Source organism: Turicibacter sp. H121 (assembly GCF_001543345.1).
Lineage (GTDB): Bacteria > Bacillota_I > Bacilli_A > MOL361 > Turicibacteraceae > Turicibacter > Turicibacter bilis.
In genome coordinates, this window is the sequence record NZ_CP013476.1 from 1,614,966 (window position 1) to 1,638,250 (window position 23,285).

Sequence of the window (23,285 nt, forward strand, 5' to 3'; positions counted from 1 at the left end):
TTTTCGTAAATATTGGTTATTTTTATCATATAGAGATGATAATAGTGATATAAAATAAGCACATTTGTATAAACTAGTGATAGATAAGTAAGATGATGTACTTTATCTTATTGTAGTAAAAAATGGTTAAATGTTTGTTTAGTTATGATAGAATAGAAGTTATGAGTTGGAGGTGTGCTACTTGCGCAATACAGTATTAGAATTATTAGGGTCAAGCCAGTATGAGGCGATGACGATTGATGAATTAGTAGAATATTTACAAATTGAAGGAACAGATGCGTTTAAGCAATTTGTTAAATTAATGGTTGCCCTTGAAGATGAAGGGATTGTTGTTCGTTCTAAAAATGATCGTTATGATTTGGCGCGTGATTTAGGATATTATAAAGGAATTATTTCCATTCATCCAAAAGGTTTTGGATTTGTTGAAATTGATGACATGGATGATGTATATGTTCGTAGTGAAGATTTAAATGGTGCTTTACATAAAGATACAGTTTTAGTTAAAATCTTACCTTCTTCTAAAGGAGATAGTCTAGAAGGTGAAATCGCTCAAGTTCTCGAACGTGGAATGAAAGATTTCATTGGGACGTATTATGAAATCAAGCAGGTCGGTTATGTTAAACCAGATAATTCACGTTATCATGCAGTGGTAGCCATTCCAAAGAATAAAACGAAAGGCGCAGTAAAGGATCATAAAGTTCGTGTTCGCATTGTGGATTATTTAGAAAACAATGTTGTTAAAGCGGAAGTTACTGAGATTTTAGGTCATAAAAATGATCCAGGAATTGATATTTTATCAGTTGTATATAAGTATGATATCGTGCCTGAATTTAGTCCGGAAGCATTACAACAAGCAGCTGAAATTCCAAATGAACCAGACCCAGAAAGTTATAAAGGGCGTCGTGATTTGCGTGGTGAAACCATTGTAACAATTGATGGTGATGATGCTAAAGACTTAGATGATGCTGTTCATGTTCGTATGCTTGATAATGGAAACTATTTATTAGGGGTATCGATTGCTGACGTTTCTTATTACGTCACAGAAGGATCACCATTAGATCGAGAAGCCTTCTTCCGTGGAACGAGTGTTTATTTAGTTGATCGTGTAATTCCAATGATTCCTCACCGTTTATCAAATGGGATTTGTTCACTAAATCCACAAGTGGATCGTTTGACAATTACATGTGAAATGGAGATTTCACCAAAAGGTGAAGTGGTAAGTCATGAAATCTTCCCATCAATTATTAAAACAACGGAGCGTATGACGTATAATCATGTGAATCGTATTTTAATTGATGAAGATCCAGAATTATGTGAACGTTATGCTACATTAGTTCCAACGTTTAAATTAATGTATGATCTTTCAAAAATATTACGCGAAAAACGTCATGACCGCGGATCAATTGACTTTGATTTAGAAGAGTCAAAAATTCTTGTCGATGAGTATGGATTCCCAATTGATGTGGTATTACGCCAACGTGAAATTGCAGAACGTATTATAGAGGACTTTATGTTAGCAGCAAATGAAACAGTGGCTGAACATTTCCACTGGATGGACGTCCCTTTTATTTATCGTATCCATGAGCATCCAAAACCAGAGAAGCTAGAACGTTTCTACAAATTAGCTCGCGCTTTAGGTTATGAAATTAAAGGAACAAAAGATCATGTTCATCCTAAAGCACTTCAAATGATTACAGAAGCTGTTCATGGAAAACCAGAACATGCCGCGATTAATACTATGATGCTACGTTCTTTACAAAAAGCTCGCTATAGTGAAGAAAGTTTAGGACACTTTGGATTGGCAGCGGAGTTTTATACTCACTTTACATCACCTATTCGACGTTATCCAGACTTAATTGTTCACCGTTTAATCCGTCGCTATTTATTTGATCAAGATTTATCAAAAGAAACATTAGATTATTACACTGCAATCATGCCAGAGATTGGTGAACAAACCTCAAAACGTGAACGTGATGCTATCGACGCAGAGCGTGAAGTAGAAGATATGAAAAAAGCAGAATATATGACTCAATTTATTGACGAAGAGTTTGAAGGTGTTGTTTCATCGGTAACGAAATGGGGAATGTACGTTGAATTACCGAATACGATTGAAGGGCTTGTTCATGTGAATGATTTAACGGATGACTACTATGAATTTGATGAGGATAACTTAGCATTAATTGGACGCCGTACAAAGGCCATTTATAAAATAGGTGATATTGTTAAAGTTGTCGTTGCAGCAGCAAGCAAAGAGGAGCGTACGATTGATTTCCAATTAGTTGGAATGAGTAAAAGTCGTCAAAGACGTGGATTCAAACGTATTGATACGCGTGGAACGTCATCTTCAAGAAATAATCGCTCTAAAGAGCGTTCGAAAGATAGAAAAGGGAATACAAAAGATTATCGTCCAGTGCGTTCTCGTAAATCATCGAAGCCATCGGACAGTACGTTTAAGAATCCTAAACCAAAACGTAAAAAATCAAAAGGATCTAAGCCAGTAGGGCAAGGGAAAAATAAAAAATAGTTTAAATGCTGAAAGGGAGCAAGGAAGTCATGATGAAGAAACTAAAATCAATTAAGTGGCGTAATGTCATTTTGTTCTTATTCGTCATGGTTGGTTTATTGGTATTAGCTCAATCATTTGTTCTACCAGATATGATTGGATGGAATGTTGACCGTGTCAAGCACTATGAGGCAGGCAACGATATTACAATTGTTTATCAGAATGTCTACTCTGACACAGTACCATATGGTACTGTTGCCAACCAGGAAAAATGTAATAAAAACGAAGATTGTGATGTCGTTTTAACATTCTCTAAAGGAGAAGATGTTTCAAGTCAATCGGAATCTGAGATTAAAGCTTACTTAAATCAGTTAGTGGAAGAACAACTAATTAATCCTAAAGAAATTGTGTATAATGAGCCACAATATTCAAATGATGTGAATCAAGGCTATCCTATCAGTTATGATGCTAATCCTTATGAAGGTATCATTGAAATTACTTTTTCACAAGGGCCAGAAATTCACGTCTATGATGCAACAATGGTAGCAGTTGGTGATATCTTGCTTCATGACACAGTTTATAATGATTTTCGCTTAGAAGAAGATACCTTCGATTTCAGCCCGTTATTGGAAAATGTAAAACCATATATTGAGCCAGCAGATTTTGGGTTTGCCAATCAAGAAACAAATATTGGAGGTGTTGAAGTTGGATTATCTTCTTATCCTAATTTTAACAGTCCTTATGAAATTGCAAGAGATTTAATTAATGTTGGATTCAATATGTTTGCTCGTGCTAATAATCATACGTTAGATAAAGGGGAATCTGGAGTTTTAGCTGCCGAGAAAAATTGGGAAATGTTCGAGGGAATTATTACGGCTGGATCAACTGATTCTAAAGAAAAACGTGATCAGATTTCTGTCATTGAAAAGAACGGAATTAAATTAGCTTTATTGGCCTATTCTTATGGATTTAATGGTTATCGTGTCCCAGACGATAAATCTTATTTAGCGAATGAGTTTGATTATGAACAAGCTGCGATTGATATTGAAAAAGCAAAAAGTGTCTCTGATGTGATTGTCGTTTCGATGCATTGGGGAGTGGAATATTCAAATACTCCAAGTGAAGCACAAATTGAACAAGCTCAATGGCTAGCCGATCAAGGTGTTCATGTGATTATCGGAAGCCATCCTCATGTGTTACAACCGATGGATCGTTTAATTGGGAAAGATGGAAATGAAACAGTTGTTGCTTATTCATTAGGTAATTTTATTTCAGGTCAGGTTGGACTTGAACGCCTAGTAGGTGGTATCATGAAGATTGATATTAAGAAAACAACAATTGGTGATGGGGTCGAAATTGAAATAGGTCAACCTCAGTTTATGCCGACTTATAATTATGCTGAAGCTTCAACTAAAGGTTATCGATTAGTACCATTGATTGACTCTGCACAAGCTGAGTATTTTGAATCTATCAAAGCGTTAATGGAGACTTACTCACCAAATGTCGATGTTGTTGACTATATTACTTATGGTGAATTAGAAAAATAAAGTTTTTAAAAGGTGGTGAAGAGATGCCAAAAGGTGTGGGATCAACAATTGCTCAAAATAAAAAAGCTGGGCATGATTATTTCATCGAAGATACCTTTGAAGCGGGATTAGTTCTTCAGGGAACAGAGATTAAGTCAATTCGCGCGGGGAAAGTTAATTTGCGTGATTCATTTGTTCGAATTGAGCGTAATGAGGCTTTTGTTCACAATATGCATATTTCTCATTATGAGCAAGGAAATAGATTTAATCACGATCCACTTCGTACAAGAAAGTTATTACTTCATAAACGTGAAATTGCTCGTTTAATTGGAGTTCAAAAAATGGGAGGATACTCTTTAATCCCATTAAAGTTATACATTAAAGATGGTTATGCGAAGCTATTATTCGGGATTGCTAAAGGTAAGAAAAATTATGATAAGCGCCAAGATTTAAAAGCAAAAGATGCTAATCGTCAAATTGAAAAAGCATTACGTGATCGTCAAAAATATTAATTTTAAAAAGGTAATACATTGGATTCCGATGTATTACCTTTTTTGCTTAGGGATATATTAATGGGTGTTTGTTGCTAATAAAAATAGGATGTGATTTTAATGAAGGAAAAAGTCATTATTATTGGGGCAGGGATTGGAGGATTAGCCACTGCTTTGAGATTATTAAATGCTGGATATGAAGTAGTTATATATGAAAAAGAAGATAAGGTAGGAGGAAGAGTTAATCGTATTCAGGAAAAGGGATATACATTTGATTTAACCGCCACGATTTCTATGATGCCTCAAGAGTTTTATTTGCTTTTTGAAGAGTTAGGATTGAGATTAGAAGACTATATAGAAATAAGCTATCCTAAATCGCTATATTATACCTTTTTTAAAGATGGAACCTATTATGATTTTTCTACTGATTTAATTAAATTAAATAGGCAATTAGAATCTATTTCTACTAAAGATGCAGTAGGCTATTTTCAATTAATGAGTGATATTTATGAGAAATATCAACTTGCTAATCAAGCATTTTTAAGTCAATCGTGTGATCAAGCTTCATCATTTTTTACATTTAAACATTTAAAAGAAATTTTTAAGCTAGAACCATTGAGTAATGTTTATGATTATGTTTCTAAATTTATTAAGGATGAAAAATTAAAAGAGTATATCTGCTTTCAAACAATGTATATTGGAATGTCGCCCTATGATTGTTCAAGTATTTATACTTTATTACCAGGTGTGTCACAATTTTATGGATTACCGCATTTAAAGGGAGGGATGTATCGTCTTGTGGAAGTCATGGAGCAACTGATTAAAGAGTGGGGAGGAATTATTCATACCAATTCACTTGTTGAAAGTTTAGTAATTGAAGATAAATGTGTTTTGGGTATACAGTTATCTGATCGAATTGATAAAGGAGATTATATTATTGCCAATGCACAGGTACCTTATGTGATGCATGAATTACAGTCAATTATACGTCCAAAAGAATATCATTTATCATGTTCTGCTTTTATCTTATACTTAGGACTTAAACAAAAGCTTCCCATGTTAAATATTCATAATATTTATATTAATCAAGCATTTAAAGAAAATATCCAATCTGCTTTTGATGGAAAGTTACCAAAAGAATCCTCTTTTTATTTTTATGTTCCAAGTCGTATGGATGAAGGGATGGCTCCAACTAATGGTGAGGTGATTAATGTTATTATTCGAGTGCCTAACTTAAAGGCACAAAATGTTGAGTGGAATGAGCAGACTATCTTGTTATTAAAAGAACAAATTTATAAAGCTTTAGCTCAGGTAACAAAGATTGAACATTTTAACGAGTTAGTAGAAGTAGAAAAATACTTAACCCCAGTAGATTTAGCCACACACTTTAATTGTTATGAAGGGATTGCATTTGGATTGAGTCATGATTTAACCCAAACGAATTACTTTAGACCCCACCATCAAAGTGATGATTTAAAGGGATTATATTTTGTAGGTGATTGTACACATCCCGGAACTGGAATTTCCCTCGTTTTAAAATCTGCAAGACAACTTTCTAAACAAATATGTAAGCATATCTGAAAATCATCGAACATATACTTTTTGAGGTAGTGCCTATGATTGATTGTGCATCGTCAGAAATTAAGGGGGGATAATATGTTAAAAACTGAAACACTTAACATTATCGAATTTAATAATGGTCAGCTAAAAAAGCCAGTTTTAATTAGATATACTATTGTCATTAATTCGAATGAATCACAACCTTATGATGAAGATGCCTTAAAATTAATTGGTTTCCTTAAAAGCTTACCGGAACAGTTTGAAACAATTGAGCTATATTATGAGGTTGCTGATGCTAAAATTACACATCTAGTTCGCCAAAGAATTACTGTGAAAGTTAATGGTGAATTATATTCGACTTATGTCTTGGATGATGATTTAGATTTATTTTTTAATCTATTAAGGCTTTTTAAAAATTATGAATATTATGTCGATGGGGATGAACAAAGTGTTAGCCCTATTAGGTTAGCCCAGGCTTTAAAGACCTATCAAATTTAATAATCTCATCAGGAAGAGACTCTAATTGTTCATGAAGGAGTCTCTTTTATACGTCATATTTTTAACATAGCTAGAAGTTTTAAGTTATTATTTAATCATAAATTTAATTATTTTATGAAATTATGGAACAATATACATAAGACAGTCGTCTAATTTAATGTAAACGAAGAGAAGTACCTAAGTAAAAACGAACTAAATAATGGAGGAAGTTAAAATGAAGAAGATTAAATTATTAATGATGACTTTATTAATCACAGTTTTAGCTGTTGGATGTAGTAAAGGTTCAGAACAAGGTGGAGAAACAGGTGAAACATCACCAAAACAAATCATAACAAAAATTCAAGAAACATTATCAAAAGCTTATGATATGCCTTTAGAAGATGGGGTATTATCTGGATATTTTTTAACTGACATGACAAATGAAGAAGAAATGTTAATGTATGAAGGGATTTTTAATTCAGAAGATATCAAGTCAGGATATATTTTACAGCCTATGATGAATGTTAAGTCTGAATTAATCATTGTTGCAGAAGCTAAAGATGCTGAGTCAACTGAAAATATTAAGGCTTCATATGAAAAAGTTTTATCAGATCAAGATGAAATGTGGTCTCGTTATTTACCAGATCAATATGAGTTAGTAAAAGCAAATAAGATTCAAACTCAAGGAAATTATGTGTTATACGTAACAAGTGAACAAGTGGAAGAAATTGTTAAGGTTTTCGAAGAGCAAGTAAAATAATAAATAAAGAAAAGTAGATTGGGTTTTGCTCAATCTTCTTTTTATATAATAGGAGAGGAGATGAGAATCATTGGTTTTTAGTAGTTTAGTTTTCTTATTTGTTTTTTTACCTTTAACATTAGTCTTATACTTTATTGTTCCACGTAACTGTCGTAATTTTATTTTATTAATAGTGAGCCTCATCTTTTATGCTTGGGGAGAACCTATCTATATTTTATTAATGTTATTTTCTACGGTGGTGGACTTTATTCATGGATTATTGGTTGAATATTATGCTGATCAACCAAAGAAAGCAAAGCGGGTTGTTTTATCATCAGTATTTATTAACTTAGGATTGCTTATGTTTTTTAAATACTCAGGCTTTATTATTTCTAATATTAATCAATTATTAGGGGCACAGTTTAATATTCCTTCTATTGCTCTACCAATTGGAATTTCCTTTTATACATTTCAGACAATGTCGTATACTATCGATATTTTTAGAAAGGATGCACCAGCGCAGCGAAATATTATTAGCTTAGGCGCCTATGTGACTATGTTTCCACAGTTAATTGCAGGACCGATTGTTCGATATCAGACTGTTGCCGATCAATTAAACAATCGAGTAGAGACTCAAGCCCGATTTGCTGATGGGGTTCAACGATTTATCATTGGACTTGGAAAGAAGGTTTTGTTAGCAAATAATATTGGTTTGTTGTGGGATCAAATTTCATCAACAGAGACCTCAAATCTTTCAGTTTTAACGTCGTGGCTTGGTGTGATTGCCTTTGGACTTCAAATTTATTTCGATTTTAGTGGCTATTCAGATATGGCTATTGGACTTGGAAAGATGTTTGGATTTGAACTGTTAGAAAATTTTAATTATCCGTATATTTCACAAAGTATTACTGAGTTTTGGCGTCGTTGGCATATTTCCCTTGGTACATGGTTTAGAGATTATGTTTATATCCCATTAGGTGGAAATCGAAAAGGGAAATGTCGCACTTATTTTAATGTCTTTGTTGTTTGGTTTTTAACTGGATTATGGCATGGCGCAAGTTGGAATTTTGTTTTATGGGGACTTTACTTTGGTGTGATTATTACGCTTGAAAAATCCTTTTTAATGAAGTGGTTAAATCAGTTTCCAACAATCATCCGACATATTTATACGTTATTTTTATTACTTGTCGGTTGGGGGTTATTTGCATTTGATAACTTTACACACTTAAAAGCCTATTTTAAGGTCATGTTTAGCCTAGAAGATGTCGCACTGTATAATCAAATGACTCTTCACTATTTAACTTCAAATGCAATTTTATTGCTTATTTTAGTTATTGCTTCAACTCCATTATTAAAAGTGATTTATTATAAATTAATTCGCTCTAAATACTCTTCGGTTATTGAATTAATTATTATTCCAATGGCATGTCTCTTAATTTTAACTCTTTCCACAGCATATTTAGTAGATTCATCGTATAATCCATTTTTATATTTTAGGTTTTAAAGGAGGTAGGTGAGATGGAAGCTATAAAAAATAAAGTTATGATTAGCATATTTTTAATCTTTATTTTTGGTTTATCAATCGCAAACGTGGTTGATAAAGATCGTGAGATTTCTGAAACTGAAAATCGCCCACTTCAACAGTTCCCACAGTTTTCTTTTGAAAGTTTATTATCGGGAAGCTATACACAGAAGTTTGATAAGTATATGACTGATCAATTTGTCATGAAGGATGAGTGGGTTGGACTAAAGTCTGATATGGAACGTTTATTACAAAAGGGTGAGAATAATGGGGTTTACTTTGGGAAGGATGGTTATTTATTAGAAGTTTTTAAGCAGGAGGGTTCATACTTTGAAAAGAATTTACAAGCGATTAATATCTTTCATGATAAGATGCCTAACTTAAACACAACGGCTCTTTTAGTTCCTACTGCGGTGAAAATATATGAGGATAAGCTTCCTTTATTTGCTCCAACGTTTGATCAAGCCAGGATGTTAGAAATCGCAAAAAATGAGTTAACCATTGACTTTATCGATGCATATAATGTGTTAAATGAGCATAGAAATGAGTATATCTATTATAAAACCGATCATCATTGGACAACCCTAGGTGCTTATTATGTGTATCAACAACTCATGAATGAGTGGGGAATGACCTCTTATTTAGATTATCGAGTTGAAACAGTGTCAACTGAGTTTTACGGAACATATTACTCAAAAGCTAATAATCATCATTTAAAACCTGATACAATTCAGCTTTATATTCCAAACGATGAAGTTGAGTTCTCCGTTACTTGGGATACTCAAAATGAAGTTTTAGATGGATTGTACAACTATGATTACTTAAACCAGAAAGATAAGTATTCAATGTTTATCAATGGTAATCATCCATTGACTATTGTAAAAAGTAGTATAAAAAATGGAAAGAAACTCATTGTTTTTAAAGATTCATATGCTCATAACTTTATTCCATTTCTAGCGATGAACTTTGAAGAAATCCATCTTATTGATTTAAGATACTTTAATATGAATCCATACGAGTATATTCGTGAACATGATTTTGATCGTGCTTTGTTTTTATATAACTTATCAACATTCGGAACGGATTCTACTTTTGTTAAATTAAAAGCCTTTAAGTAGTAATTTTAAGTTCGTTAAATAAAAAGGGTGATTCAGTATAGGGAATCACCCTTTTAGTTATTTCTTAGCACTTTGTTTTTTTCTTAAATAGTTTTCTAGCATACTAACACCTTGGTACATAATGAGTGTAAAGATAGCTAAAACGAATACTCCCATCATAACAATATCAAGTTTGAAGACTTGTCCACCATAAACAATTAAGTAACCAATTCCGGCACGTGAGGCGATAAATTCCCCAACAATCACCCCAACCCAAGTCATCCCAATGTTAATTTTAAGAAGATTAATCATATTGATACCGTTAGCAGGAAGAACGAGTTTAGTTAGAATTTGCCACTTGTTTGCACCAAAACTTTTCATTAATCTAATCTTTTCTTCGTCAACAGTTGTAAAGTAATTATAAGCAGACATAATGGTAACTGTAATTGAAGTAATTACGGCAATCACAACAATCCCTTTTACACTGGCCCCAACCCAAACAATTAGAATAGGAGCAAGAGCAGTTTTAGGAAGAGCGTTTAAGACAACGAGAAATGGATCAAGAACCTTTGCTAATTTGTCAGACCACCAGAGACAAATGGCAATAAATAGTCCACCAAGTGTCCCTATTATTAATCCAACGAGTGTTTCATATAATGAGATTCCTAAGTGTCTAAAGATTTCTCCATTCTCGATATACTTAATTAGTAAGTTCCAAATAGCTGATGGTTTACTAAAAAAGAAGTCATCGATAAATCCGTAGCTCGCTAAAAGCTCCCATAAGATTAAAAAACCAATACAAAATAAGACTTGAAGCAAGTGAATGTGCCACGCTTCTTTTTTTATTCCTTTTAAATAATTAAGATATCCAGGAGATCCTTTAAATTCTTTCTTCATCATTTTGCAACTCCTTCCAGAACAAGTCGAAGTAATCTTTAAATTCAGGAGCTAATCTTGCTGTTAAAGGTGTTTTATCCCCTTCAAGGGTTAAAGTAATTTTGTGGACGCTTTGTATCGTTGTTGGACGATGACTTAGAACAGCAACTGTATCGGCTAAAGAAATGGCTTCTGAAATATCATGTGTCACTAAGATTGCTGTTTTATTTTCATTTTTAATAATTTTATAAATATCATCGGTCACAATTAGACGTGTCTGATAATCCAGACCAGAAAATGATTCGTCTAACAATAGGATGTCTGGATTTAACGCAAGTGTCCGAATTAAAGCAACCCGCTGCTTCATTCCTCCCGAAAGTTCTCTTGGAAAGTTGTTTCTAAAATCCCATAAGTCATAAATCTCTAATAGTCGTTTAATTTCTTCCTGTGCTTCATTGGTTAATTTATGTTGAATTTCAAGTCCTAATGTGATGTTTTTCATGATAGTCCGCCATTCGAATAAATGATCCTTTTGAAACATATATCCGATTTTTTTCCATGAGTATCAACTGAACCTTGAGTTGGTTCAAGTAAACCAGAAATGATATTTAAGATCGTTGATTTCCCGCATCCTGAAGGTCCAAGTAAAACTAAGATTTCTCCTTCTTCCACAGAGAAATTAATATCTTTAAGAATTTGTCGTTCTTCATCTAATGAATAAAAATCCTTATACACATGATTCATATCCAATATCGTTGACATATAAAGCCACCTCCATTTTGCGTATATGTCATACTATATAATATTAATCTACTAAGAAACTGTACCTAATGCCGGTAAAATAAAAAGATTTAGCTCTGTATAGTAAGAACTAAATCTTTTACTAAATTATTATTTTATGTTGGCAATAGCATTTTCAGCGTAGCTCGTATCCACGATTGCTTCATAAGGTGCACGATTATCTAATTGTCCTGCAAGTTGCATAATGTCCATTAAGTTATTAAGACTCTCTTCTGCTAAAACAGGATCCTCAGCCCAAGCGTCAATTGAACGATAACGTTCAACTACAGTGACCAAATCTTTTAGTTCCATATCAGGGAAAAATTCATGAATTGATTCGGCGATTTCTTCACTTGTATGAGAGGCTACCCATTGTTGACCTTTATAAATAGCGTTAGTAAAAGCCTGGATTGTGTCGCTGTTTGCCTCGATATAAGACGTAGTTGCACTATAGCAAGTGTAAGGAATGTTATCAGTTTGTTCACCGATTGAAGCAACGATATAACCTTTACCTTGTTGCTCCATTGTTGTAGCTAATGGTTCAAATAAAGTAACGTATTCAGCATCAAGACCTGTAAATGCACCTGCCATAGCATCAAATGAAATATCTGTACGAACATTGACTTCTGCCGTTTCATCATCCGGACGTGCATCAAGACCGTTTGCTTTAAGCACATATTCAAGTGTCATTTCGGGAACGCCACCTTTACGTCCACCGATAATTTCAGAACCGGATAAATCACTAAATTTAAAATCAGGATTTGGATTTTTGGAAACTAGGAAACTACCGTCTCGTTGAGTCACTTGAGCAAAGTTAATCGGTTGATCTTTTCCGCCTTCATTATAAACATAAATAGTAGCTTCAGGCCCCATAAATCCAACTTGTACTTCACCAGAAATTAGAGCTGCCATTGCTTTATCTGCCCCGCCAGCATTGATTAATTCAATTTCAAGTCCTTCTTCTTCGAAGAATCCTTCGCTAATAGCGACATAATGTGGAGCATAGAAAACAGAATGAGTGACTTCGGCTACTTTTATTTTTGTTAATTCTTCCGATGATTGCTGACACCCAACTAGAACACCAGTGAATAAAAACACTAAACTAAAAAATGTAAACAAGCGTTTAAAACTTTTCATAGGAAACCTCCTTATCGCCGAATTATTAATTCTCGGTCTAAGATATCCTATTACTTTTAGGCGAAAGTGTGAGTCTTGAAAAAGAATTAATAAAATTTTTTGCTAACCTCATAATAATCGAGATATTGGACATAATTGTAAGAGAAAGTGGTATTAGTTAACAGAATTCGACAGGAGTTGATGAATATCTTAATTTTTCACCGGAATTTCATTGACTTAAACTAACATTATTCTTTAGAATACTAAATGAATGCAAAAAAATCTATCATGCAAAAAAACAATAAAATTTTAAACGTATCCCTATAAAATGAGTCGTAAAAGGATGCATAATTTTTGGAGGTTAGTTCGATGGAAGTAAGATTAGAGGGCATTACGAAAAGCTTTGGCGATTTTACAGCAGTTAACAATTTGAATGTTACAATTGAAGATGGTACACTGGCAGGACTTTTAGGACCATCTGGGTGTGGGAAATCTACAACACTTTATATGATCGCGGGATTAGAAAAACCAACAAGTGGTCGTATTTATTTTGGTGATGAAGATGTTACAGATTTACCAGCTGAAAAACGTGGAATTGGTTTAGTATTCCAAAACTATGCTTTATATCCACACATGACAGTACGTCAAAATATTATGTTCCCATTAGAGAATGCCAAAGTTCCTAAAGCTGAAGCATTAAAGATTGCACAGGAAATGGCTGATTTAGTACAAATCGGACATTTAATGGATCGTAAGCCAGGAGAGTTATCTGGTGGACAACAACAACGTGTTGCTATTGCTCGTGCTATTGCAAAAAAACCACGCGTTTTACTATTAGATGAGCCATTATCTAACTTAGATGCTCGCTTACGTTTAGAAACACGTGAAGAAATTCGTCGTATCCAACAAGAAACAGGAATCACGACTATCTTCGTAACACACGATCAAGAAGAAGCAATGAGTATTACAGATTCCATTGTTTTAATGAAAGATGGAGTATTACAGCAAAAAGAAGCTCCACAAGAAATGTATCGTAAACCAGCTAACCAATTCGTGGCATCGTTTATGGGAACACCACCTATGGGATTCATGAATGGAAAAGTTGAAAATGGAAAGGTATTCATTGGATCGTCAATCTTAGGAGACGCTGAAGTAGCTAATGGAGATGTAGTTGTCGGAGTTCGTCCAGAATCATGGCGCCTATCACAAGAAGAAGGAATTAATGCAACAGTGAAAATGGTAGAAGTTATTGGACGCGATAAGTTAATGACAGTTGACATCGAGGGACAAAGTGTCCGTTGCTTAATTGATTCTGATAATGAAGTTAATGTTTCAGATGTTGTAAAATTAACTGTGAAACCACAAGCAATCCATGTATTTGATACAACTTCAGGTCATCGTTTAGGGTAGGTGGAAATTATGAAAAATAAAACCAATCTATCAAATGCGACTAAAACTACGATTAAACAAAATTTCTTAGGGTATTTATATTTATTACCAACTTTAGTCATTACTTTGATTTTCGTAGTTTATCCATTAATAATGTCATTCCGTATGGGATTCTATGAAAAATATAACTATTATACAGATGAAGGAACTGGATTCGGATTATCAACCTTCAAGTTTGTATTATCTGATCCAAACTTCCAAAAAGCATTATTGAATACTTTTTTAATTGTTGTTATTGCCGTACCAGTATCAATGGTTATTGCATTGGCTATTGCTTTATTATTAAATTCTGGGATTAAGGCAAGTAAGTTCTTCCAAGCGATTTATTTCTTACCTTATGTCACATCAGTAATTGCAATTGGGATTGTATGGAGTTGGCTATTCCATAGTGATTTTGGTTATATTAATCAATTTTTAAGTATGTTTGGTATAGAGCCTATTCAATGGCTAAATGATCCAAACATGGCGATTTGGGCATTAATTATCTTTAATATTTGGAGTGGACTAGCATTTAAAATCGTTATTTTCCTATCAGGTTTACAAAATATCGATCCACAATATTATAAAGCGGCTCAAATCGATGGGACACCAAAATGGAAAGTGTTCACTCGTATTACCTTACCTTTATTATCACCAACAGTATTCTTCTTAACGATTACATCAGTTATCGGAAGTTTTAAAGTTTACAATGAAGTATTCGCTTTATTCGGTGGGAAGCCAGGACCTGCTAACAGCTGTATGACCGTTGTATATTACATTTATGACATGTTCTACGGATCATCTCAAGTTCATAAAGCAGCCGCTGCATCTATCATCTTATTTGTGATTATTTTAATTATCACAGGAATTCAGATGTTAGTAAGTAAAAAATTAGTTCATTATAAATAGGGAGTGTGCTCAATGGAAAGTAATACAAAAAAGGTTACATCAGTATGGGCTAAAGTGTTAATTTACGTTGCGCTATCACTTGGAGCAATTATTATGCTTTTCCCATTTATTTTCATGATTTTAACGTCTTTAAAAACTTATTCAGAATCAATCGCTGTGCCACCAAAGTTATTACCAAATGTGGCTCAGTTTGAAAACTATAAAATAGCAATGGAGATGGCTCCATTTGATATTTATTTCAAAAATACAGTTATTTCAGCTGTTGGAAATACAGTTTTAACATTATTTGTTACGATCTTTGCAGCTTTTGCATTTACTCGTTATAAATTCTATGGAAGTAATACAATCTTTACGTTATTGTTAGCAACAATGATGGTACCAGGTGAAATGTTAATTATTCAAAACTATCAAACGGTATCAGCTTTTGGATGGATTGATACGTTCCAAGGATTAATTATTCCTTATATTGCAAATGTCTTTTATATCTTCTTATTAAGACAATATTTTATGCAAATTCCGGAACAGCTATATAAAGCAGCGAAGATTGATGGATGTAGTGATTGGAAATACTTATGGAAAATCATGATTCCAAATACCATTAGTGCGATTGTAACAATTGCAATTTTAAACTTCATTGCAAGTTGGAATGCATTCTTATGGCCATTATTAATTACAAATAATGATAAAATGCGTGTCTTAACTATTGGATTAACTCACTTTACGAATGAATCTGGTTCACAAGTTCATTTACAAATGGCAGCAGCGACAATTATCATTATTCCAGTTGTCATCATTTATTTATTCTTACAGAAATATATCATTAGTGGAGTTACTCGTGGAGGATTAAAAGGGTAATGATATGCTAAGAAAAAAAGAGCTAATAGCGGGTATTAAAGGAAATAATCCTTTTATACATACATAATTCAATGCTAATTGAATAGGAGGACTAAAAAGTGAAGAAATTAATGACATCTTTATCACTTGTTGCTGGTGTAACAACATTAGCAGCTTGTTCAAGTGATAAAAAAGAACAAGCACCATCATCAACTGAGATTGTAACAACAATTGAAAGTCCTGTAACAATCGAATTTTGGCATGCTATGGCAGGAACAAATCAAGAAGCTGTTGATGCGTTAGTAAATCAGTTCAATACAACAATTGGGGCTGATAAAGGAATTACTGTTAAACCTGTATATCAAGGTCAATACACAGATTTAAAAACGAAAACAACAGCTGCTTTAAAATCAGGTTCAGCTCCAGCTATTGCTCAAGCATATCCTGACTGGGTTGCTGAGTATTTACAATCAGGAAATGTAGTAGAATTAGATCCTTATATCTTAAATGAAGAAGTTGGAATTAATGATTTTGATGATATCATTAAATCTTATCGTGATGAAAATAGCCAATATGAAGGTGGAAAGTTCTACTCTTTACCATTCAATAAATCAACAGAAGTTCTATACTACAATAAAACATTCTTTGATCAAAATAACTTAACAGTACCAACAACTTGGGATGAGGTAGAAGAAGTTTCTGCTAAAATCAAAGAATTAACTGGAAAAACTGCATTTGGTATTGATGCACCAGCAAACTACTTCATTACAATGGTACAACAATTCGGTGGACAGTATACAAACTCTAATGGAGACATCTTATTCGCTGAAGATGGAGCTAAATACGCGATTGAAGCTTTAGAGTTATTAAAACGTAATGCTGATGCTGGTTACTGGCGTTTACCAGGTGAAGATAAATATCTTTCAGGACCATTCATGAGTGAATTGCTTTATATGTACACTGGATCATCTGCTGGATACTCACATATTGCAACAGCTGACTTTGAAGTTGGTATTGCTCCAATTCCTCAAATCTCTAAAGAAACAGGTGCGGTTATCCAACAAGGTACAAATGTTGTTGTTTTCAATCAAAATAAATCACAAGAAGAGGTTTATGCAGCATATGAGTTTGCTAAATTCTTATCTTCATATGAAGGAAACTTAGCATTTGCAACAGCAACTTCTTATTTACCAATTCGTGAATCAGTTATTGCTTCTGATGCATATCAAAAATACGTAGCTGAATCTAATGATCAAACAAAAGTAGTTGGACCAGAACAAGCTGATTATTATTTCTATGATCCTTCATTCTTCAAAGATACATATTCTTCATACAATGTTCGTACAGCAGCTGAAAAAGCTGTTGAAGCGGTTGTATTAAGTGGAGTATCTCCAGAACAAGCGATTCAAGAAGCTGTTAACTCTTTGAAATAATTACTATTTTTAATGCACAAAATAGAGGTGGACTTCTACCTCTATTTTTCTTTATAATTTAAAATAAGGAGGATTAAAACTATGACAATTCAACAACAAATTATTAAGAAAATTGAAGAATTTGATACAATTATTATTCATCGTCATGTTATTCCTGATGGAGATGCATATGGTTCATCATTTGGATTAGCGGAATTAATTCGCACAAGTTTTCCAGAAAAAAAGGTATATGTAGTTGGTGAAGAATTAGATTACCTAAAATATGTAGGGACAACAGATAAGATTGAAGATTCAGTTTATGAGGGTTCATTAGTTATTATTACTGATACATCAAATGCAGCACGCATTTCAGATGAACGTTGGAAGTTAGGAGCATTTAAGATTAAGATTGACCATCATCCATTCTCAGATGAATATGCAGATATTGAATGGATTGATACATCATATACATCAACTTGTGAGATGATTACAAGCTTATTAATTGAAAATAATTTAGAAATTAATGATAATGGGGCACGTTGCCTATTTAATGGAATTGTTTCGGATACAGGGCGCTTCTTATTCCGTGGAGTAAGTGAGCAAACTTTACGTTATGCAGCACAACTATTAAAATATGATTTTGATATGATTGACTTATATTCAAATATGTACACACAATCTAAGTCGATGGTACGTTTTAAAGGGTATGCTTTATTAAACTTTGAAGAAACAGATAAGGGTGTTGGTTATCTTAAATTAACAGATGAAAAATTAAGAGAACTTAATATAGATGAAAATTCAGCTTCTTCACAAGTTAATACACTAGCGAATATTGAGGGAATAAAAATTTGGGCATTCTTTGTAGAAGATAAAGAAAATAATGATATTCGAGTAAATTTACGTTCGAGTGGAGCTGCTGTAAATGAGGTTGCAAAAAAATATGGTGGAGGTGGCCATGTTCAAGCCGCTGGTGCTCGTGTAAATAGTTGGGATATGATTGATCAAATGATTCAAGACTTAGATGAATTGGCAAAAAAACATTAAGGAATGATAAAATGAAGATTTTGATTATAAATGATGATGGTATTAAAGCTCCAGGAATTCGTACATTAGCACAAATTGCTTCTAATTATGGTGAGGTTTATATTGTAGCTCCACATACTAATAATAGTGCTGTTGGTCATGGAATCACAATGCGTCGCCCATTAAAGTCTTATCCTGATTCGATTAAAGGAGCTACTTTAGCGATTGGTGTAGATGGTACACCTGCTGATTGTGTAAAGTATGCTTTAGCACATTTAAAAATAAAGCCTGATTTAGTTTTATCAGGAATTAATGATGAGCGAAATGTGGGGACAGATGTTTTATATTCTGGAACGGTCTCAGGTGCTATTGAAGCTAATTTATGTGGTTATCCTGCCATGGCAATTTCAACAACTAACTCAAATTTTGATATTGTGAAGTCATATTTTCCAGCCATTTTTGAAAAGTTATTATCACAAACATTATTAGCAGATACGACAATTAATATTAATTTTCCCTCATTAGAAGAACCTAAAGGGATCAAAGTTGCAACTGTTGGTATTAGTCGTTATGATGAGTGTTATGTCGAAGAACAAGGGGGACATCGTTTATCAGGTCCATTGATTGATATTGATCAACCCGAAGAGACTGATGTTAAATCGATTATGAATGGTTATATTACGATTACACCATTAAAATTTAAATTATATGATGACAATAAAATTTTTGAATTAAGTAAGTTATTTTAAAAAAAAAATTCCCGGGAAATAATTCTCCGGGAATTTTTTTATGCAGACATCTTTGTAACTATGCTCATATACTCATTTTTGAATTTGTGATATGGATTAGACAGAGATGGGAGATGTTGACAAATATCGTCATATTCATTAATTACAAGATCGACTAACGATTGATCAATCTGTGATTGAGCTGCTAATTCAGATAATATATTAATAATTCTATCCTTTGGGAAGCTTTCTTTATAACTTCTAGCGGCCATTAATGCTCCCATAATATCAGCAACAATAATGATTCTAGCTGGAATAGATAGTTGGTCTTTTTTTAAACCAAAAGGATAGCCTGTCCCATCTAATTTTTCATGATGATAAGACGCATATTCTTGAACGTCTCGGCTTCCTAAATTTTCTAAAATTTCGTACGTAATAGTAACGTGTTCTCGCATAATCTCCATTTCTTCATTAGTTAACTTTCCTGGTTTCTCGAGAATATTAATTGGTGTAGAAATCTTTCCAATATCATGAAGCATTGCTGCTAATGAAATTTTTTGAACCATACTATGATTATAATTCATCTTTTGGGCTAAAAAATTTGAAATAGCTGATACCATAATCGTATGTAAGACCGTACACTCACTACGTAAATCAATCGTATAACTAATCATAGATAAATATTTAATGGCATTTTCGGGTGATTGAATTGACTTAGCAAAAAAATTACGAAGCAATTCTTTAAAATAACTTGTTTGAATATTGTCTATTAAGTTTTCCTTTCGATTAATTTCGTGAAATTCTGAAATGAATTGACTATCGATTTCTGTATTTAGTGAGAGAAAGAAATCTTCAATTTGCCAGCTATAATTAAAGAAAATACTCATTCGATCGATAAAATAAAGAAGGGATGTTTCAGATTTATATGGAGATTCGTAGCTCTCGTAATCTGAATGATGATATAAAATTATATCAGATAAATGCGAGATGGGGGAAAAATGTTTAATGAATAATGCTCCATAAATAGCATGATCATATGAAGGTGAATCAATATTTAGAAATTTATCAAAATCTTTGGTTTTATAAGAACCAATGTCATGAAGTAAAGCAATGGTAACTAGATCATATAATTCTTTTTTAGAATAAGTCCCTCTATTATCTAGTAATCGCCAATATAAATAGGCTACTTGAGACGGGTGATCATCTATTCTAGCATCTAGGTAGGAAAAACATTTTTGACAGATTAACATAATATTTTCAAGTGTAATTTGATTCATAACTATACCTCATAGTGTTTTTCTTATATATTAACACGAAACGAATGAGATATGTTGATGATAAATCCAATTATTGTGAGCCTGTCAAGTTAAGTGTGTAAACTAATTTTTAAAAATTATAGGTAAGGTGTTAAACGATCTGGGTATAAGATTAATAATTGATTTAATATTTGACTCCAATTTGAAAGTTGACGTCGCCACTTCTTAGTAACTTCCATGGTTTGAAGATAGATTAATTTCATCACCGATGTTTCATTTGGAAAAGCTCCTTTTCCTTTTAGAACTTTTCTTAATTGGCTATTGTAGCTTTCAATGGCATTTGTCGTATAAATCATTTTTCGAATTTCTTTAGGAAAATTAAAGAGTTGATAAACTTCTTCGATGTTATTTTCCCACACTCTAACGGCTAAAGGTACCAGGGGACTCCATTTATTTTTAAAGGTCTCAAAGGCTTGTTCTGCTACTGATCGATTAATCGCTTGATAGATTTGTTTTAAATCATAACAGAATGATTTTCTATCTTGATAAGAAACAAATTTCGTTGATTGTCGGATTAAATGAACTAAACAACGTTGAACGAGGGCATGAGGAAAAACAGCTTGAATGGCCTGTTTAAAGCCACTTAAACCATCCACACAGGCAATACAAATATCTTGCACTCCACGAGCCTTTAATTCATCTAATAAACTCATCCAATAAGAGGCACTTTCTGCTTCTCCGATAGAGAGGCTTAAAACATCTTTGCGACCATCTAAAGACACACCTATGATACAGTAAACTGCTTTGTTTGAGGCACTCATTCCATCACGCACTTTGACATGAAGCGCATCTAAATAAATGATAGGATAAACAGGCTCTAAAGGCCGTTGTTGCCAATCTTGAATCAGTGGAATCACTTTATCAGTTACAGCAGAGATCGTTTCATGTGACGTTTCAAAGCCATAAATCTCTGCTAATGTTTTAGAAATATCACGCGTTGATAAACCTTTAGCATAAAGCGATAGAATCTTTTCTTCAATTCCGATGACATTGGTTTGACGTTTAGGCACGATTTGAGGTTCAAATGAACCTTGCCGATCTCTGGGAGTCTGAATCGTTGTTTCACCAAGACGCGTTTGAATGGTTTTAGATTGACGTCCATTTCGTGCATTTGAAGTTGATTTATTACGAAAATCATATCGGCTATATCCTAGATGTTGATCTAATTCAGCTTCTAATGCTTGTTCAATAAAGCCTCCAAACATGTCTAATAAAACAGCTTCAATATCACTAGCAGATTTAATGTTGTATTCATCTTGGAGGAGATTAAATAATTGGTTCATCGTAGCTTTTCTTGTCATAAATAATAAACTCCTTTGAAATAGTTAACTTATTATGGTAACTGTTCTAAGAGTTTACACACTTTATCTTACACCCTCATTATTGTAATAAAAGTATCTGTTTTTTGTTATTACAATAATTTAATGTGTTGTCAATAAAGAAAAGTGTCATCACTTTATAAGAAATTATATTAGAGGAAGAATTGTCATCTTTTTAGGTAAATTGAATGAATTAAGAATCTGCTCCAAGATAGATATTCCTTGCACAATCTGTTCTTCACTACAGGCAGCAAAACTTAAACGAATATACTGTTCGGTTGAAGTGTCTTGACTAGCGTTGAAAATAGAGCCTGGCATAATTAATAAAGATTGCCTTTGACAGGCTTTACAAAAATCTTTTGATTGAATATAAGAAGGTAATTTGATCCAAAAATGTAAGCCACCATTTGGTTCTAAAAAACTAATCCCATATTTTTTTAATGAATTTAAACCGTTTAACATAAGTGTATATTTTCTTTTGTAAATTGCTTTCATTTGTTCAATGTGTTGATCCCAATCTCCCTCGCGTAAATATAAATCAACAGTTCTCTGAATTAAACCAGATGATGAAATGTCGGTATGATGTTTAGCATTCATAATCAATGTGGATAATTGAGGTGGAACTGCGATAAATCCAATTCGAAGGCCGGGCATCATGAGTTTAGAAAAGCTTTTAATATAAACTACTCGATGATAAGTATCAAGTGATATAAAGTTGGGTTTAGCTATAGATGAATCATAGCAGATTTCAGCCATTGAATCATCTTCAACAATATAGAAATCATATTGTTCAGCTAGTTTAATAATTCGTCTAAGCTTTTCTTCAGAGTAGGAAATAGTCGATGGATTTTGAAACTTACTCATCAGGTAAAGTAATTTAGGATGATGTGTTTGAAGAAGGTGTTCAAGTTCTTCAAGATTTAATCCATCCTGTTCAAGAGAGACTTCTTTGATTAGAACACCTCGTGATTTAAAAGCAGCAAGGGCTCCTGTATAGGTTGGATTTTCAACGATAATAGTATCACCAGCATTTAATAACACTTTCCCGATGATATCAATTCCTTGTTGCGCTCCAGATACAATCTGAATATATTCAGGATCAATATTAATCATATGATGGCGTTTCATGTAATGACTTAAGCTTTCTCGTAATGGCTCATATCCGTTACTTTCGTGATACCCAAAGGCATAACCTTGATCACGATCTAAAACAATATTTAAATAATTTTTAAAAGCAATAATAGGGAAGATACTTGGATCTGGGGTGGCGCTTGCAAAGTTAATTTCATTTGCGCGTAAATGAATCTGTTGCTGAGTCATTTGTTTCATTGGTATATCTAGAACATGAGTTGAAGTTTTGGGTGATTTTTCAATGATGAAGTAGCCACTTCCCTTTTTAGCCTGAACTAGACCGTTCGTTTCTAACTGTTTATAGGCAGAGACAATCGTAACTGTATTAACGCCTAAGTGAGAAGCTAGTTTTCTAATTGAAGGGAGTGGAGTATTGGCAACTAGCTGTTTTTGATGAATCATTTGGGTTATTTGATTAGCTAATTGCATATACATTGGATTAGCATTATTTTTATCTAATTGTATGGGTACAGGGAGCATTATTATCATTCCTTTTTA

The 23,285-nt window shown here is 33.1% G+C and carries 19 protein-coding genes and 1 pseudogene; 14 read left to right on the top strand and 6 right to left on the bottom strand.

Annotated features, from left to right (window positions below; genetic code table 11):
* Window positions 1–181: 181 nt before the first annotated feature.
* The 8 genes from rnr to AT726_RS07805 all read left to right on the top strand — a co-directional run bounded on the left by rnr (window position 182) and on the right by AT726_RS07805 (window position 9,936).
* Window positions 182–2,524, top strand: coding sequence for a ribonuclease R (gene rnr, locus AT726_RS07770; RefSeq protein WP_055241959.1), 2,343 nt, complete (start codon window positions 182–184; stop codon window positions 2,522–2,524).
* Window positions 2,525–2,553: 29 nt separating this feature from the next.
* A complete protein-coding gene (locus AT726_RS07775; protein WP_068759334.1) occupies window positions 2,554–4,050 on the top strand; it encodes a CapA family protein in 1,497 nt (498 codons plus the stop codon).
* Between the two features lie 23 nt (window positions 4,051–4,073).
* On the top strand, window positions 4,074–4,541 hold the full coding sequence (gene smpB, locus AT726_RS07780; RefSeq protein ID WP_055241956.1) for an SsrA-binding protein SmpB: 468 nt from the start codon (window positions 4,074–4,076) through the stop codon (window positions 4,539–4,541).
* A 99-nt stretch (window positions 4,542–4,640) separates the two neighbouring features.
* On the top strand, window positions 4,641–6,101 hold the full coding sequence (locus AT726_RS07785; protein WP_237297027.1) for a phytoene desaturase family protein: 1,461 nt from the start codon (window positions 4,641–4,643) through the stop codon (window positions 6,099–6,101).
* A gap of 75 nt (window positions 6,102–6,176) precedes the next feature.
* On the top strand, window positions 6,177–6,578 hold the full coding sequence (locus AT726_RS07790; RefSeq protein ID WP_055304842.1) for a hypothetical protein: 402 nt from the start codon (window positions 6,177–6,179) through the stop codon (window positions 6,576–6,578).
* Window positions 6,579–6,792: 214 nt separating this feature from the next.
* Entirely contained in the window at window positions 6,793–7,317 is a 525-nt protein-coding gene (locus AT726_RS07795) for a DUF4358 domain-containing protein (RefSeq protein ID WP_068759335.1), read from the top strand.
* Between the two features lie 70 nt (window positions 7,318–7,387).
* The gene (locus AT726_RS07800) at window positions 7,388–8,800 is read left to right on the top strand and encodes an MBOAT family O-acyltransferase (protein WP_068759336.1); all 1,413 of its coding nucleotides are present in this window, start codon (window positions 7,388–7,390) and stop codon (window positions 8,798–8,800) included.
* Between the two features lie 14 nt (window positions 8,801–8,814).
* Window positions 8,815–9,936, top strand: coding sequence for a DHHW family protein (locus tag AT726_RS07805; RefSeq protein WP_068759337.1), 1,122 nt, complete (start codon window positions 8,815–8,817; stop codon window positions 9,934–9,936).
* A 57-nt stretch (window positions 9,937–9,993) separates the two neighbouring features.
* On the opposite strand, the gene AT726_RS07810 is transcribed toward AT726_RS07805, so the two are convergent.
* The 3 genes and pseudogenes from AT726_RS07810 to AT726_RS07820 all read right to left on the bottom strand — a co-directional run bounded on the left by AT726_RS07810 (window position 9,994) and on the right by AT726_RS07820 (window position 12,708).
* Window positions 9,994–10,812: an ABC transporter permease gene (locus tag AT726_RS07810; protein ID WP_082411216.1), complete on the bottom strand. Its 819-nt coding sequence runs from the start codon at window positions 10,810–10,812 to the stop codon at window positions 9,994–9,996.
* A pseudogene (locus tag AT726_RS07815) lies at window positions 10,796–11,553 on the bottom strand (ABC transporter ATP-binding protein). Before AT726_RS07815 ends, AT726_RS07810 begins: the two are co-directional and overlap by 17 nt.
* 129 nt (window positions 11,554–11,682) lie before the next feature.
* Window positions 11,683–12,708 (bottom strand): ABC transporter substrate-binding protein, encoded by a 1,026-nt coding sequence (locus AT726_RS07820; protein ID WP_055304845.1) that lies wholly within the window; start codon window positions 12,706–12,708, stop codon window positions 11,683–11,685.
* A 348-nt stretch (window positions 12,709–13,056) separates the two neighbouring features.
* Here AT726_RS07820 and AT726_RS07825 point away from each other — a divergent pair, with 348 nt between their 5' ends.
* The 6 genes from AT726_RS07825 to surE all read left to right on the top strand — a co-directional run bounded on the left by AT726_RS07825 (window position 13,057) and on the right by surE (window position 19,042).
* On the top strand, window positions 13,057–14,097 hold the full coding sequence (locus AT726_RS07825) for an ABC transporter ATP-binding protein (RefSeq protein WP_055276049.1): 1,041 nt from the start codon (window positions 13,057–13,059) through the stop codon (window positions 14,095–14,097).
* A 9-nt stretch (window positions 14,098–14,106) separates the two neighbouring features.
* Complete coding sequence (locus AT726_RS07830; protein WP_055276051.1) at window positions 14,107–15,024, top strand: carbohydrate ABC transporter permease; 918 nt, start codon at window positions 14,107–14,109, stop codon at window positions 15,022–15,024.
* 12 nt (window positions 15,025–15,036) lie between these two features.
* The gene (locus tag AT726_RS07835) at window positions 15,037–15,879 is read left to right on the top strand and encodes a carbohydrate ABC transporter permease (RefSeq protein WP_055241931.1); all 843 of its coding nucleotides are present in this window, start codon (window positions 15,037–15,039) and stop codon (window positions 15,877–15,879) included.
* 98 nt (window positions 15,880–15,977) lie between these two features.
* A complete protein-coding gene (locus AT726_RS07840) occupies window positions 15,978–17,291 on the top strand; it encodes an ABC transporter substrate-binding protein (RefSeq protein ID WP_055241930.1) in 1,314 nt (437 codons plus the stop codon).
* Between the two features lie 81 nt (window positions 17,292–17,372).
* Window positions 17,373–18,314: a DHH family phosphoesterase gene (locus AT726_RS07845; protein WP_055241928.1), complete on the top strand. Its 942-nt coding sequence runs from the start codon at window positions 17,373–17,375 to the stop codon at window positions 18,312–18,314.
* 11 nt (window positions 18,315–18,325) lie between these two features.
* Entirely contained in the window at window positions 18,326–19,042 is a 717-nt protein-coding gene (gene surE, locus AT726_RS07850) for a 5'/3'-nucleotidase SurE (protein ID WP_068759338.1), read from the top strand.
* Window positions 19,043–19,080: 38 nt separating this feature from the next.
* Here surE and AT726_RS07855 read toward each other — a convergent pair whose 3' ends face one another.
* The 3 genes from AT726_RS07855 to pdxR all read right to left on the bottom strand — a co-directional run bounded on the left by AT726_RS07855 (window position 19,081) and on the right by pdxR (window position 23,267).
* Window positions 19,081–20,298, bottom strand: a complete 1,218-nt coding sequence (locus AT726_RS07855) for an HD domain-containing phosphohydrolase (protein ID WP_068759339.1) — start codon at window positions 20,296–20,298, stop codon at window positions 19,081–19,083.
* Between the two features lie 116 nt (window positions 20,299–20,414).
* Window positions 20,415–21,638: an IS256 family transposase gene (locus AT726_RS07860; RefSeq protein ID WP_070104378.1), complete on the bottom strand. Its 1,224-nt coding sequence runs from the start codon at window positions 21,636–21,638 to the stop codon at window positions 20,415–20,417.
* 165 nt (window positions 21,639–21,803) lie between these two features.
* Entirely contained in the window at window positions 21,804–23,267 is a 1,464-nt protein-coding gene (gene pdxR, locus AT726_RS07865; RefSeq protein WP_068759340.1) for a MocR-like pyridoxine biosynthesis transcription factor PdxR, read from the bottom strand.
* Window positions 23,268–23,285 lie beyond the last annotated feature (18 nt).